The organism is Nonomuraea thailandensis, from assembly GCF_024172165.1.
GTDB classification, from domain to species: domain Bacteria; phylum Actinomycetota; class Actinomycetes; order Streptosporangiales; family Streptosporangiaceae; genus Nonomuraea; species Nonomuraea thailandensis.
In genome coordinates, this window is the sequence record NZ_JAMZEB010000002.1 from 6,789,054 (window position 1) to 6,802,459 (window position 13,406).

General features: G+C 75.1%; 13 protein-coding genes and 1 tRNA gene. 7 read left to right on the top strand and 7 right to left on the bottom strand.

Annotation, left to right across the window (positions count from 1 at the left end; all coding sequences use genetic code 11):
* Positions 1-197 precede the first annotated feature (197 nt).
* Genes HD597_RS35065 through HD597_RS64945 form a run of 3 tightly spaced genes read left to right on the top strand, consistent with a single transcriptional unit; the run spans position 198 to position 5,932 of the window.
* On the top strand, positions 198-2,138 hold the full coding sequence (locus tag HD597_RS35065; RefSeq protein WP_253747650.1) for a serine/threonine-protein kinase: 1,941 nt from the start codon (positions 198-200) through the stop codon (positions 2,136-2,138).
* A gap of 5 nt (positions 2,139-2,143) precedes the next feature.
* Positions 2,144-3,895 (top strand): protein kinase family protein, encoded by a 1,752-nt coding sequence (locus HD597_RS35070; RefSeq protein WP_253747652.1) that lies wholly within the window; start codon positions 2,144-2,146, stop codon positions 3,893-3,895.
* A gap of 6 nt (positions 3,896-3,901) precedes the next feature.
* Positions 3,902-5,932: a protein kinase domain-containing protein gene (locus HD597_RS64945; protein WP_276083101.1), complete on the top strand. Its 2,031-nt coding sequence runs from the start codon at positions 3,902-3,904 to the stop codon at positions 5,930-5,932.
* 8 nt (positions 5,933-5,940) lie between these two features.
* On the opposite strand, the gene selA is transcribed toward HD597_RS64945, so the two are convergent.
* The gene (gene selA / locus HD597_RS35085) at positions 5,941-7,251 is read right to left on the bottom strand and encodes an L-seryl-tRNA(Sec) selenium transferase (RefSeq protein ID WP_253747657.1); all 1,311 of its coding nucleotides are present in this window, start codon (positions 7,249-7,251) and stop codon (positions 5,941-5,943) included.
* A 17-nt stretch (positions 7,252-7,268) separates the two neighbouring features.
* Between selA and selD the strand changes: the two genes are divergently transcribed.
* The 4 genes from selD to HD597_RS35105 all read left to right on the top strand — a co-directional run bounded on the left by selD (position 7,269) and on the right by HD597_RS35105 (position 10,617).
* Positions 7,269-8,261 (top strand): selenide, water dikinase SelD, encoded by a 993-nt coding sequence (gene selD, locus HD597_RS35090; protein WP_253747659.1) that lies wholly within the window; start codon positions 7,269-7,271, stop codon positions 8,259-8,261.
* A gap of 42 nt (positions 8,262-8,303) precedes the next feature.
* Positions 8,304-8,397, top strand: a tRNA-Sec gene (locus HD597_RS35095).
* A gap of 59 nt (positions 8,398-8,456) precedes the next feature.
* Positions 8,457-10,193 carry a selenocysteine-specific translation elongation factor gene (gene selB, locus HD597_RS35100; RefSeq protein WP_253747661.1) on the top strand — a complete coding sequence of 579 codons (1,737 nt, stop codon included), beginning with the start codon at positions 8,457-8,459 and terminating at the stop codon, positions 10,191-10,193.
* A complete protein-coding gene (locus HD597_RS35105) occupies positions 10,132-10,617 on the top strand; it encodes a rhodanese-like domain-containing protein (protein WP_253747663.1) in 486 nt (161 codons plus the stop codon). The genes selB and HD597_RS35105 overlap by 62 nt, the downstream gene beginning before the upstream one ends.
* On the opposite strand, the gene HD597_RS35110 is transcribed toward HD597_RS35105, so the two are convergent.
* The 6 genes from HD597_RS35110 to HD597_RS35135 are packed head-to-tail and all read right to left on the bottom strand — an operon-like array spanning position 10,614 to position 13,405.
* Positions 10,614-11,120: a hypothetical protein gene (locus HD597_RS35110; protein ID WP_253747665.1), complete on the bottom strand. Its 507-nt coding sequence runs from the start codon at positions 11,118-11,120 to the stop codon at positions 10,614-10,616. The two genes, HD597_RS35105 and HD597_RS35110, sit on opposite strands and share 4 nt — an antisense overlap.
* 32 nt (positions 11,121-11,152) lie before the next feature.
* Positions 11,153-11,686, bottom strand: a complete 534-nt coding sequence (locus HD597_RS35115) for a MauE/DoxX family redox-associated membrane protein (protein WP_253747667.1) — start codon at positions 11,684-11,686, stop codon at positions 11,153-11,155.
* Positions 11,687-12,187, bottom strand: a complete 501-nt coding sequence (locus HD597_RS35120; protein WP_253747669.1) for a hypothetical protein — start codon at positions 12,185-12,187, stop codon at positions 11,687-11,689.
* A gap of 54 nt (positions 12,188-12,241) precedes the next feature.
* On the bottom strand, positions 12,242-12,400 hold the full coding sequence (locus HD597_RS35125; protein ID WP_253747671.1) for a hypothetical protein: 159 nt from the start codon (positions 12,398-12,400) through the stop codon (positions 12,242-12,244).
* Between the two features lie 7 nt (positions 12,401-12,407).
* Positions 12,408-12,902, bottom strand: a complete 495-nt coding sequence (locus HD597_RS35130; RefSeq protein WP_253747673.1) for a hypothetical protein — start codon at positions 12,900-12,902, stop codon at positions 12,408-12,410.
* Complete coding sequence (locus HD597_RS35135; RefSeq protein ID WP_253747675.1) at positions 12,899-13,405, bottom strand: hypothetical protein; 507 nt, start codon at positions 13,403-13,405, stop codon at positions 12,899-12,901. Before HD597_RS35135 ends, HD597_RS35130 begins: the two co-directional genes overlap by 4 nt.
* Between the last annotated feature and the right edge of the window lies 1 nt (position 13,406).

Sequence of the window (13,406 nt, forward strand, 5' to 3'; positions counted from 1 at the left end):
GTCCGGCCTGAAGGTGAACCGGCTGCCGTGATGGAACATCTCGCCCCTTTTCCTCGCAAGGCTGGCGATAGCTTTGATAGCAGTATCACGTTAGCGTTCTTAAGCGTCAAGGGTTGCTAACAGAAAGACGTTAGCGATGAGACTCCTCCGGGGAGAGGGCTGATGATCTATCGTGGTGCCGAGTGGAGGTCTCGCCGATGCCCGACATTTCACCGTTATCCGCGGACGATCCGCGGCGGCTCGGGGGCTACACCGTCGAGGGAGTGCTGGCCGACAGCGGTGTCTACCTGGCGCGCGACGACTCGGGCGACCCCGTCGTGATCAAGGTGTACCCGTCCGACGCCACAAGCTTCCTGCGGGCCATGCGGGCGGTGCGCGCCCAGGACGCGTACTACACCGCTGCGGTCCTCGACTCCGGCGAGACCGGCGACGGGCTGCCCTACCTCGTCACCGAGTACGTCGACGGCGAGACGCTGCAGGCGACCGTGGCCGCCCGGGGCCCGCTCCAGGGCTCCGCCCTGCACCGGCTGGCCATCGCGACGATGGCCGCCCTGGTGGCCGTGCACCAGGCGGGCGCGGTGCACGGCTCCTTCGGCCCCGGCGACGTGCTGCTCGGCCCCGACGGGCCCCGCCTGATCAACGCCGGCGTCGCCCCCGCTCTGGAGGCCACCACCGCGACCGCGACCCAGCGCGTCGGCGGCCTCGCCTACACCGCCCCCGAACACTTCGGCGGCGACGCCCCGCAGCGGGAGGAGGGCGGCGAACCCGCCGGCGGGCCGGCGGACGTGTTCGCCTGGGCTGCCACGATGGTGTTCGCCGCGACCGGCGAGGCCCCCTTCGACGGCGGCTCCACCTCGGCGACCATGAACCGCGTCCTGCGCCACGAGCCCGACCTGTCCGCCCTGGACGACCACCTGCGCGGCGTGATCGCCGACTGCCTGGCCAAGGACCCGCGGGCCCGGCCCACGGCGGGCGACGCGCTGCTCAAGCTGGTCGGCCACTCCCTGCTCACCGCCCGCACGGGCGACCTCACCGCCGTCGTGCCGCCGCCCGCCGGCCCGCCGGAGCCCGCCGCCGCGCCGCCGAGGCGTACCGGGCGGTTCGCGGCGCTCGCCGTGGCGGGCGGGCTGGTCATCGCGCTCGCCTCCGCCGGCGCGGTCTACACCCTCCAGTCCAGGACGGGCACCCCGGCCGCCGTCGCGACGCCCACGCCGTCCCCGTCCGCGACCGCCATCAGCTCGCTGGCCGCCCAGGCCCCGCCCTCACCGCCGCCCACGCCCCTCGCCCGGATCGCGGCCCCCGGCCTGGGGCTGGCCCTGCACGAGCACCCGGCCGACAGGCTCCGCGTCGTCGCCTACCAGACGGGCGACGACCTGTACGTGCGCGCCCCCGGCACCGCCCGCTTCACCAAGAGCCAGGAGAAGAGGTCGGAGGAGGTCGCCGCCTCCCCCGACGGCGCCTGGCTGGCCCTGCTCACCGGCGGCAGGCTGACCTTCGTGAGCCGGACGGGCGGCGACCGCTTCGAGGTCGAGGTCGGTCCGGCGCGGCGGCCCACCTGGTCCCGCGACGCCAAGCGCCTGCTCCTGACCACCACCAAGGGCACCGGCAAGGACGAGGACGGCACCCCGGTGCCCGGCGGGTTCGCCATCGTCGACGTGGCCACCAAGGCGGTCACCCCGGTCGACACCGACGCCGAGACCCGCCAGGGGCGCGGCTCCTACGCCTGGCTGCCCGACGGCGCCGGCGTCGCCCTCTCCTACAGGTCCGGCGACGACTACGGCATGCGGATCTCCGACCTGACCGGGCGCGAGACGCGCGCCATGAACTGGGTCGGGTACACCGGCGGCATCCGGATGTTCTCCCCCTCGGGGAAGCTCTTCCTCACCCACTGTCCCAGCGGCGGCACGGTGTGCGTCTGGGACACCGCCGAGGGCGTGCGCCGCGCCAGTGTCGCGATCTTCTTCGAGGGCAGCGAGTTCTGGGGCTGGTACGACGAGAACCACCTGCTGATCTACAACCCCAGCCAGGAACCCGACAGACTGGTCGCCATGGACCTGCGCAGCCAGGAGCGCCGGATCGTGCTCACCCTGCCCGGCAAGGACTTCGGCGACTTCTACGTCACGCTGGCCGAGAGGTGAGCGCGATGTCCGAGGAACCGGCCGGGCTCGGATACGTCGTCGGACAGGAAGCCGACTGGCCCACGCTGGAGCAGGAGGTCCAGGGACACGGCCCGTTCGGCGGCGCCGCCCTGCACCGCCTGGCCATCGCCACCATGACCGGCCTGGCGGCCCTGCACCGCGCCGGCGTCGTGCACGGGGCGGTCCGCCCGGACACGGTGCTGCTCGGCCCGCAGGGCGCGCGGCTGCGCCACCCCGTTCCCGAGGCGCCCGCCCCCGACGAGGAGACCGTCGAGGCGGGCGCCCTGGCCTGGAGCACCCCCGAGCAGGTCGACGGCCTGCCGCCGGCTCCCGCCTCCGACCTGTTCGCCTGGGCGGCCACCATGGTCTACGCCGCGACGGGCCGGTCGGCGTTCGGCGGGGGCACGATGACCGACACGGTGAACCGGCTGCTGCACGGCGCGGCCGACCTGGGGCCCCTGGACGGCGAGCTGCGTACGCTGGCCGCCGACTGCCTGGCCGCCGAGCCGGGCGACCGGCCCGCCGCCGAGGACGCGCTGTTACGCCTGCTCGGCTACTCCGGCGCACTGGACACCGCCATCCCCACCGACCCGCCGCCGGCTGCCGAGCCCCCGCCGCCCCCGCCCGCGCGCCGGCGCTCCCGGCTCCTGATCATGACGGCCGCCGCCGTGGCCGTGGCGCTGCTGTCCGGCGGCCTCACCTACGTCCTGACGGGCGATCGCGAGCCCGCCGCCGCGCCCACGGCGAGCGCGGCGCCCGCGACGAGCGCGACGCCCGCCGCCACCGGGAGGACGACCCCCGCCGCCAGCCCGCCTGCGTCGCCGCCGCAGCCCACGAAGCGCATCGCCCTGCCCAGCGGCGGCACCCTGTACGAGCACCCCGACGACCCGGTGCGGCTGGCGTCCTACCGTACGGGCGTGGCGCCCGACCAGACCGCCGGCTACGCGCGCACGCCCGGCGCCGACACCTTCCAGCGCGTGGCCGGCGACAACACCGACGCCGTGGTCTCCCCTGACGGGCGCTGGCTCGCGGTGGTCAACGAGCTGTCGGTCGCGGTGACCGAGCGCCAGGAGGTGACGATCACCGAGCGCGCCACCGGCGCGCGGTTCTCCCTGCCCACCGCGGACGCGCCGCAGGTCGGGCAGTTCCTCACCTGGTCACGCGACAGCCGCCGCGCCCTCCTCACCGTCTTCCGCGACCTGCTCGGCGAGGACGGCAAGCAGCGCCGCCTCACCGCCGGCTACGTGATCCTCGACATCACCGCCAGGACCTCCACGTTCGTCCCCACCACGGACGCGCTGGACGCGCCCGACGCCGACGGGTCGGCTCCCGTCTACCACTGGCTCCCGGACGGGACGGGCGTCATGTCGGTCTACACGACTCCCGAGGGGACCCTCGGCGCGCGCCTGCGCGACCTGACCGGCCGGGAGACGCGCACCATGCACTGGGTGGGCCGGCCGATCGGGGAGGAGTGGTTCTCCCCGTCCGGGAAACTGTTCACGACGACCGGCTGCGGCCAGTACACGACGTGCGTCTGGGACACGGCGACCGGCGACCGGCAGGCGACGCTGCCGGCGGGCCGCACCGCGTACGCCGTCGGCTGGTACGACGACCGGCACCTCATCCGCGCGACCTGGGCGGGCAAGAACACCTTCCGCATCACCGTGCACGACTTCGCCGGCAAGGAGGTCCGCCTGCTCGCCGAGATGAGGAGCCACGACCAGCGGGTCATCAACCTGACGTTCGCCGGGAGGTGACGCCCGATGCCGCCCTCCGCCATGCCGCCGCGCGACGGCGACCCGGAGTCCATCGGCGGGCACCGGATCGTGGGCAGGCTCGGCGCGGGCGGGCAGGGAGTCGTTTACCTGGCCGAGACCGAAGCGGGCGACCTCGTCGCGGTCAAGACGCTGCACGGCCCGCCCGACGAGGTGGACGCGGCCCGGTTCCGGCGCGAGGCCGAGGTGCTGCCCCGGGTGGCGTCCTTCTGCACGGCGCAGGTGCTGACGACCGGGACGGCGGGCGGGCGCCCGTACATCGTCAGCGAGTACATCGAGGGGCCCTCGCTGCAGCAGGCGGTGCGCGAGCGGGGGCCGCTGCGCGGGCGCGAGCTGCGCCGGCTCGCCATCGGCACGATCACCGCCCTGGCCGCGATCCACCGCGCGGGGGTGGTGCACCGCGACTTCAAGCCGGGCAACGTCCTGCTCGGTGCCGACGGGCCCCGCGTCATCGACTTCGGCATCGCCAGGGCCGTGGGCGGCGAGGCCACGGGCGGCGGGCCGGTCGGCACGCCGTCGTACATGGCGCCCGAGCAGTTCGACGACGTCGTGGCCGGGCCCGCGGCCGATCTGTTCTCCTGGGGCGCCACCATGGCCTTCGCCGCCAACGGCCACCCGCCGTTCGGCGCGGACGCCGTCGCCGCCGTGGTGCGCCGCGTCCTCAGCGGGGAGCCCGACGTGGGCACGCTGGACGGCGACCTGCGCGACCTCGTCACCGAGTGCCTGGACAAGGACCCGTCCCGCCGGCCGCGCGCCAGCGAGGTGCTGCTGCGGCTGCTCGGCCGGCCCGCCGGCCCGCCCCACTCCGGCCGGCTGCCCGGCACGGCCGCCGGGGCGCCGCCCTCCGACCGGCTGCTCGCCGAGGGCGCCGGGGCGCCGCCCTCCGACCGGCTGCTCGCCGAGGGCGCCGCCGAGGCCGGGGAGGACTCGGCGCCTGCGCAGGCGCGCTCCCCCACGCGGCCGTCCGGGCCGTCCCGGGCACGGGCCTGGCGGCGGGCGGCGATGGGCGCCGGCGCGCTGGCCGTCGCGCTGACCGCGACCGTCACGGTCGTCCGGGTGTACGCGCCGGCCGAGCCCGCCGCCAGGCCGCGGCCCGCGGCCACCACGCCCGCGCCACCGAGACTCAGCGGCGCCCCCGCCGTCCCGGCCTCCACCGTGTCCGTCCCGGGATTGAACGCCGTCTTTCGCGAGCACCCCTCCGACCCGTACCGGCTGACCTCCTTCCACTTCGAGGAGAAGGGGAAGGTCAGCAGGCCGGCGTACGTCCGGGATCCCGGGGCCGGCACCTTCCACAGGCTGACCGAGTACCGCGACCCCGTCGTCTCCCCCGACGGCGCCACGATCGCCTCCGTCTACAGCGCCCCGAAGTTCGCCTCCGAGAACAACAACGACGTGGAGGTCACCGACCGCGCGACCGGCGCCCGCCACACCATCCCGACCGTGGACCTGCCCCTCGTGGTGCGCACGCCGCAGTGGTCCCCGGACGGGCGGCGGCTGCTCCTCACCGCGGTGCTCGACGAGGACGACTCCGACGAGGCCGTCGGGTTCGTCGTCGTGGACCTCGCCGCGCGCGGCAGCCGGCTGGTCCGCGTGGCGGCGCCCGGCACCGGCACCGCGGCCTACGTGTGGCTGCCTGACGGGTCCGGCGTCATCCGCCGCTCCGGCAGGACCGGCGTGCGGGCCTACGACCTCGGCGGCCGCGTGCTGCGCAGCTACCAGGACGTGATCGCCAACGACAGCAGCGACCAGTGGTTCAGCCCCTCCGGCCGGCGGCTCATCACCGTGTGCCCCGGCAAGGCCACGGCGGCGTGCGTCCTGGACGCCGGCACCGGCGCGCGGCAGGCGCGCGTGGCGCTGCCGGACAAGAGCGTGCTGTGGGGCTGGTGGAACGAGGACCACCTGCTCGTCTATCGCGACGGCCACGCCGGCGTCGTGGACCTGAACGGCAAGGAGGTCCGCCCGCTGGCCGACATCGGGCACGAGGGCCCCTGGTTGCTGCACTTCACGCGTACCAACTGACCTGCGCGTCACTCCCCCGCCAGCACGGCCAGGACCCCGGCCAGCAGCGTGTCGTCGTGCTCGGCCGGCACCGCGCGCAGGTCGAGCAGGCACCGGCCGTTCTCCACGCGGGCCAGGACGGGCGGCCGCGCCCGGCGTAACGCGGCGGCCACCCGCCCGTCCAGCGCGACGGCGGCGCTCGGCAGGGACACCCCCGGCGCCCCGCCGCCGCCGACCACGCTGCGGCTGTCGACGGCCTCGGCGCCGACGCCCTTGTCACGCAGCCGGGCCGCCAGGCTCTCGGCGCGCGACCTCAGCGCGGCCTGATCGGCGTGCAGGCTCTCCCGGGTGGGGGTCGGCGGGCCGGCGACCGTGGCCTCCATGGCCGCCAGCGTGATCTTGTCCACCCGCAGCGCGCGGGCGAGAGGATGGCGGCGCAACCGCTCCACGAGGTCGGCCCGGCCGAACAGCAGCCCGCACTGGGGGCCGCCGAGCAGCTTGTCGCCGCTGGTGGTGACGAGGTCGGCGCCCTCGTTCAGCCAGCTCGTGACGTCGGGCTCGCGGGGCAGCAGCGGCTCGGGAGCCAGCAGCCCGGAGCCGGCGTCCGCGACGAGCGGGACGCCGCGCTCGCGGCACAGCGCCGACAGCCGCTCCACCGGCACGTCGGCCGTGAAGCCCTCGATCCGGTAGTTGGACGGGTGCACCTTCAGCACCATGCCCGTCAGCGGCCCGATCGCGCCGGCGTAGTCCTCGACGGCGGTGCGGTTGGTCATGCCGACCTCCCGCAGCCGCGCCCCCGTGGAGACGAGCAGGTCGGGCAGGCGGAACCCGTCGCCGATCTCGATCAGCTCGCCCCGGCTGATCACGATCTCGCCTCCGGCCGCCAGCGCGGTGGCCGCCAGCACGAGCGCGGCGGCGTTGTTGTTCACCACGTGGACCGCCTCGGCAGCGGGGACGGCGGCGGCCAGCGCGGCCAGCGCGGTGCGCCCCCGCCTGCCCCGGCCGCCGGTGCCGAGGTCGAGCTCGACGTCGGTGACCCCGGCGGCCAGCTCCACCGCCTGCCGGGCGGCGGCCGACAGCGGGGCGCGGCCCAGGTTGGTGTGCAGCAGCACGCCCGTGGCGTTGATCACCGGCCGCAGGCCGGAGGCGGAGGCGGGCAGCGCCGCCAGCACCGCGGCCAGCACTTCCTCCGGCGCCAGCTCGCCCTCCCTGGCGCGCCGCTGCGCCGCGACGATCGCGCCCTTGACCTGGGCGTGGCCGAGCCGCCTGCGCGCCTCGACCAGCCGGGGGTCGGCGAGCAGCGCGTCCGTCCGCGGGATGGAGCGACGATGGTCTGCCATCACCCTAGAGTACGATCATGACGAGGCTCACACAGTACGCCCAAGGCGGCGGCTGCGCCTGCAAGATCCCCGCGGCGGACCTGGAGCTGCTGCTGAGCAGTTCGCGCCTGCCGTTCCCGCGGCACCCGGAAGCGGAGCTCCTGGTGGGTCTGGAATCCGGCGACGACGCCGCCGTGGTCCGCACCCAGGACGGCACCGTGATCATCAGCACGGCCGACTTCTTCACCCCGGTGGTCGACGACCCCTACGACTGGGGCCGCATCGCCGCGGCCAACGCGCTCTCCGACGTCTACGCCATGGGCGGGCGCCCGCTGGTCGCGCTCAACCTGCTGTGCTGGCCCCCCGACCGCTTACCCTACGAGCTGGCCTCCGAGGTGCTGCGGGGCGGCGCGGAGGTGGCCGCGCAGGCGGGCTGCCACCTGGCCGGCGGGCACAGCGTCGTCGACGCCGAGCCCAAGTACGGCCTGGCCGTCACCGGCGCCGCCGACCCCGACCGGCTGCTCCAGAACAGCACCGGCCGCCCCGGCCTGCCGCTGTCGCTGACCAAGCCGCTCGGCCTGGGCGTGCTCAACAACCGGCACAAGCGCACCGGCGAGGTGTTCCCGCACGCCGTGGAGACCATGACCCGGCTCAACGCGGAGGCCTCCCGCGCGGCCCTGGCCGCCGGGATCCGGTGCGCCACGGACGTCACCGGCTTCGGCCTGCTGGGTCACCTCCACAAGCTCGCCCGGGCCTCCGGTGTGACCGCCGTGATCCACGCCCCGGCCGTTCCGGTGCTGGACGGCGCGGCGCAGGCCGTACGGGAGGGGTTCGTGCCCGGCGGCTCGCAGCGCAACCTCGACTGGGTGACCCCCCACCTCGACCACCGCGGCGTCCCGGAGGAGACGCTGCTGCTCCTCGCCGACGCGCAGACCTCAGGAGGGCTGCTCGTCGCCGGCGAGATCCCCGGCGCCCCCGTGATCGGCGAGCTGATCGAGCACACCGGGCACACTGTCATCGTCCGCCCGTGAACGGCGGGAAATGCGGTCGTTCGCGGGTCTATGATCAGCTTCGGAGGCGTTCAGGAGTCTGGTGACCCTCCTGGTCTTCAAAACCAGTGGCGCCGAGCATCTCGGCGCGGCGGGTTCGATTCCCGTCCGCCTCCGCTGATCCGGAAAATCGAGGCATCGTTTGCGAGCAGACCGACGCGGCGCGGTGGAGCACGCGTGCACGTGATCGCGACGGCCGGGCACGTGGACCACGGCAAGTCGACGCTGGTCCGGGCGCTGACCGGCATGGAGCCGGACCGCTGGGCCGAGGAACGCCGCCGCGGCATGACGATCGACCTCGGGTTCGCCTGGACCACGCTCGGCTCGGGTGAGCGGATCGCGTTCGTCGACGTTCCCGGGCACGAGCGGTTCGTCACCAACATGCTGGCCGGGGTCGGGCCCTGCCCCGCGGTGATGCTCGTCGTGGCGGCCGACCAGGGCTGGCAGGCCCAGTCGGCCGAGCACCTGGCCGCCCTGGAGGCCCTGGGCGTGCGGCACGGGCTCGCGGTCGTCACCCGCGCCGACCTCGCGGATCCCGGGCCCGCCCTGAGCCAGGTCCACGATCACCTCCGCGGGACCGGGCTGGCGGGGATCGGCAGCGTCGTCGTCAGCGGGCGGACCCGGCAGGGGCTCGGCGAGCTGGAGACCGCCCTGGCCCGGCTCGCCGCCGCGTTACCCGAGCCGGACACCGGCGGCGCCGTCCGGTTGTGGATCGACCGGGTGTTCACCGTCACCGGGGCGGGGACCGTCGTCACCGGCACCCTGACCGGGGGAACGCTGCGCGTCGGCGACGAGCTGGAGGCGGGCGGGGCCCGGGTCGCGATCCGGGGGCTCCAGACGCTCGGCGAGAAGGCGGAGCGGGTCCGCGCGACCGCCCGCGTCGCCGTCAACCTGCGGGGCGTCGGCCGCGGCGACCTGTCCCGCGGCATGGCGCTGGTGACACCACGGGCGTGGCTGCCGGCCCGGGTCATCGACGTACGGCTCGATCCCGCGATGAGCCGCAGGCGGGAGGAGGCGGTGCTCCACGTCGGATCGGCCGCCGTTCCCGTCAGGATCCGCGTGCTCGGCCCCGACACCGCCCGGCTCACCCTCGGCCGCCCGCTGCCGCTCAGGACCGGCGATCGGGGCCTGCTCCGCGACCCCGGCAGGCGGGAGATCGTCGCCGGGCTCCTCGTGCTGGACGTCCGCCCGCCCGCGTTACGGCGCCGGGGCGCCGCGGCGGCCAGAGCCGCCGCGCTCGGCGAGGTGCGCCTGCCCGACGCCGCGGCGCTGCTGCGCTGGCACGGCCTGCTGACGGCCGGCGAGCTCACGGCGATGGGCTGTCCTCCTGGCGGGACTCCGGTGGCCGGCGACTGGCACGCCGACCCGGAGCACTGGTCGTCGCTGGCACGCCGGCTCGCCGAGCACGTCGCGCGACGGCCCGCGCACGATCCGGGGATCACCGTGGACGCCGCGGCCCGGCTGCTGGGGCTGCCCGACCGGCGGCTCGCCGAGGCGCTCGTCGCGCCGCCGCTGGTGATCGAGGGCGGGCGTGTCCTGCCCGCCGGCAGGTCGCTGCCTCCCGCGATCGCCACGGCGGTCGCGAAGCTGGCCGCCGACCTCGCCGGGCGCCCCTTCGCCGCGCCCACCGCCGAACGCCTGGACGAGCTCGGCCTCACGGGCAGGACGCTGGCGGCCGCGATCCGCGCGGGCGCGGTGTTGTCGATCGGAAAGAACGTCGTGCTCCTGCCCGACGCGCTGGACCGGGCCGCGGACGCGCTCGCGGCGCTGCCCTCGCCCTTCACCGTCAGCGACGCGCGGGTGGCCCTGGCCACCAGCCGCCGCGTCGCCCTGCCTGTCCTGGAGTGTCTCGATGCCCGCGGAATCACCCATCGCGTCGACGACGACCGGCGCGCCCTCCGCCCGCGCGCCTGAGGTCGACCGGCTGCTGGCCCGGGCCCGCGCGGGCCTGCGGCGCCTGCCGCCCGCGGAGGCCTGGGCCGCCGTGGGCCGCGGCGCGAAGATCGTCGACACCCGGCCCGAGCACCAGCGCAGGGCCGCGGGCGAGATCCCCGGAGCCGTCGTGGTCGAACGCAACCACCTGGAGTGGCGGCTCGACCCCACGTGCGAGTCCCGCATTCCCGAGGCGGCCTCCCGCCACGTCCAGTGGATCGTGATCTGCGCCGAGGGGTACTCGTCCTCGCTGGCCGCGGCGGCGCTGCGCGAGCTCGGCCTGCACGACGCCACCGATGTCGTCGGCGGGTTCGGCGCCTGGGTGGAGGCCGGCCTGCCGACGGTGCGCCCCGCCAGGCCCACGGCGCCGCGCGGGCCCGGAGAGGGCGCCGTCCCGGCGGGCTAGGACGGCAGGGTGTCCAGATGGGTGCGCGCGGTCTCCGCGAACTGCTGGAGCCGCGTGTCCGGCACGGTGCCGCCGAGCACGATGAACCTGTCCTTCGACATCGCCGCCACCTCCACCTCGCCGTCGTGGCGGGCGACGTTCTTGGGGCCCACCACCGAGTCGACGCTGCCCGCGGCGCCGCATTCCGCGTGGAAGGACTTGAACGCGTCCATGGCGTCCACCCCGCTCACCACGATCTGCGTCACCGTGGCACCGTCCGTCGCCTTGAAGGATCGCCACCGGGTCACCGCCTCCGCCGGCGCGATGCCCGGTTTCCCGCAGGGCACCAGGGCCGCGTCCAGGTCCTGCCAGGTCCCCTCCGAGGTGCCCGTGACCGTCCACGTGCGGCCGTCGTCGAGCTGGCCCGGTTCCAGGAGGAGCGGGGCGGGCCCGGTCTTCTGCGCCGTCGCCGTGCCGCAGGCGGTGCAGAGCAGCGCGATGACGATCGCGATCGTGCGGTTCATTGTCTGGTCCTCCCGGGGGTTCGTCGCAGTGATTACCGCCCGTGGGCCGTGGAGGTTCCGTGCAGGTCGGCGACCTTTCCCGCCACGATCACGAACGCCGCCGCGAAGCCGGCCAGCCCGCAGGCGACCAGCCGCGCGCCCGGCTCGGCCGGTACCGGCGGCCATCCTGCCACGAGCGGCGCCGTCGCCAGAGCGAGCAGCGCGGCGCGGCCTACCTTGGCGGCCGACACCGGGCTGGTGCCGTCCAGGCATCCGCACGGCACCCCGCCCCTGCGCCGCAGCAGTACGGCCAGGTAGCCGGCCAGCGCCACGTACCACAGTGCCACGGCCGCGGCGGCGGGCCGCAACAGCCGGGCCTCCCCGGTCGCCCACCCGGCCAGGACGGCCGCGCCGGCCAGGCCCTCGGCGGGCCCGATGAGCGGCGTGAGCCGTACCAGGAAGGAGGGGAGCAGGCCGTGCGACCTGATCACCCGCGTCAGGTCGCCGCGGCGGCGCACCGCCGCGACGACCAGCAGCACGGCGCCCGCCAGGGCGAAGCAGGCAGCCAACGTGTCGAGGATCGTCATCTACGTCCAGAGGAGCGCGAGTGACAGCAGGAAGCCGGTGGCGCACAGGCGCCCCACCCATGCCGTCGAGGCCAGCAACTTCGTGTCCCACCGGCGCGGGTCGCCGCTGAGCGCGCGGGAGAGCGGCATGAGCGCCCTGCCCACGCCGAAGCCCAGCCCGGCCAGCAGGCCCGGCCCCAGCCCTCCGGCCAGCACGATCACCAGGACGAGCAGCTGGGGCAGCGCCGTCGGGGTGAAGGTGCGCACGCCGGTGCCCATCTCGAAGCCGAACTGCAGCGGCCCGGAGAAGTCGGCGCGCGGGATGACGTCCTGCGGCACGAGCCGGCGGTTCTGCGGCAGCGACAGCGGCCGCCCGGCCAGCTCGAAGAGCATGATGACGACGACGATCGGGGCGAGCAGCCACAACCGCGCCGTTTCCGGAATGATCGACGCCAGCCCGCCGAGCGCTCCGGTGACGAGCCCGGCCAGCAGCGCGCCGAGCATGAGTCCGGTGCTGAACACCGGCAACTTGCCTCGCCAGACCGACGAGGTCAGCAGGTCCGCTGAGTTGAGGCTTCAAACGGAGCCGGACAGCGAGAACCCGGCCGTCACCCCCAGCAGCGCCCAGGCGAGCGGGGTGAACGACGGGGTCCAGAGTTGGTGGGCGGCCGCCACCAGAGCCGCGCTCAGCGCGATGCCGAGCGCGACCCGGGTGGCGGCGTAGGTGTTGCCCATCCTGGAACTACAGAGCCCAGGAGCAGATGTAGAAGTAGGTGCCGCCGCAGGTGGCGACGTTTCCGTCGGCGCAGCGGTAGCTCCTGCCGCTGTGCGTCCACCGCCAGGCGTTCCTGGCGGCCAGGCCGCCCGTGCCGCACGCCTTGACCGCGTAGCTGTTGTAGCAGGTGCCCGAGGAGCGCAGGAACCAGCCGTCGGAGCCGCAGTAGCTCCTGGAGTAGGTGCCGCCGACGCAGACCTTGGTGTTGTTGTTGTAGCCGGTCCAGCTTCCGTAGTTGGCGCAGCTGGTGTACTCGGTGCCCACCGCCGCGTGGGCGCTGTTGTTCCTGCCCGGCAGGGCGGACAGCACGTTCAGGGCCAGGGCGCCGCCCAGCGCGCCCATGGTCTTGAAGACGGTGCGGCGGGAGGGCGCCGACCAGGTCAGGCGGCTGCGCCCGCCGGTGTCGGGCTCGTCGTCCACGGAGGGCACGTCGGCCCAGTAACGGTCGACATCGACTGTCATGCGCTTGACCTCTCTGAGTGGCTGACGGCGAGGAAGGCGTCGAGGTCGTCGTCGGAGCCGACGACCCTGCGCCATTCCTCCGTCCCGTCGGCGGAGTACTTGACCAGCGTCGGGGTCGCGCCGACGGCGACCTTGCCGAGCAGGGCGGCGTCGATGAGGGACAGGACGTGGCTGCCGGCCACCCACTCGCCGCACCGCTCGGCGGCGGCCAGCAGCACGGCGTGCCCGGGCAGGTCCGGCCCGGCCACGGCGGCCAGGCGGTGGGCCCGCTCCCGGCAGTTGGGGCAGTGCTCGGAGACGACCAGCACGAACGTCGGCAGGCCGTCGTCGGAGCCGAACCGGTCCACCGATCTGACGGCGGGCGCCGCCGGAACGGCCGCCTGCGCCTGGAGCAGCTTGCCCTGCAGCTCGCGCACCATGTTCAGCAGCGCGGCGAAGGCGAACAGCAGCAGCACCGTCCCCAGGAAGGACAGCACCGCCAGCGAGTCGAGGAACGCCCTCATC

Coding starts and splice junctions, on each gene's coding strand:
- HD597_RS35110 (WP_253747665.1), bottom strand. CDS start 11,120: ATGAACCGCACGATCGCGATCGTCATCGCGCTGCTCTGCACCGCCTGC.
- HD597_RS35065 (WP_253747650.1), top strand. CDS start 198: ATGCCCGACATTTCACCGTTATCCGCGGACGATCCGCGGCGGCTCGGG.
- HD597_RS35070 (WP_253747652.1), top strand. CDS start 2,144: ATGTCCGAGGAACCGGCCGGGCTCGGATACGTCGTCGGACAGGAAGCC.
- selD (WP_253747659.1), top strand. CDS start 7,269: ATGACGAGGCTCACACAGTACGCCCAAGGCGGCGGCTGCGCCTGCAAG.
- HD597_RS64945 (WP_276083101.1), top strand. CDS start 3,902: ATGCCGCCCTCCGCCATGCCGCCGCGCGACGGCGACCCGGAGTCCATC.
- HD597_RS35115 (WP_253747667.1), bottom strand. CDS start 11,686: ATGACGATCCTCGACACGTTGGCTGCCTGCTTCGCCCTGGCGGGCGCC.
- HD597_RS35105 (WP_253747663.1), top strand. CDS start 10,132: ATGCCCGCGGAATCACCCATCGCGTCGACGACGACCGGCGCGCCCTCC.
- HD597_RS35125 (WP_253747671.1), bottom strand. CDS start 12,400: ATGGGCAACACCTACGCCGCCACCCGGGTCGCGCTCGGCATCGCGCTG.
- HD597_RS35135 (WP_253747675.1), bottom strand. CDS start 13,405: ATGAGGGCGTTCCTCGACTCGCTGGCGGTGCTGTCCTTCCTGGGGACG.
- selA (WP_253747657.1), bottom strand. CDS start 7,251: ATGGCAGACCATCGTCGCTCCATCCCGCGGACGGACGCGCTGCTCGCC.
- HD597_RS35130 (WP_253747673.1), bottom strand. CDS start 12,902: ATGACAGTCGATGTCGACCGTTACTGGGCCGACGTGCCCTCCGTGGAC.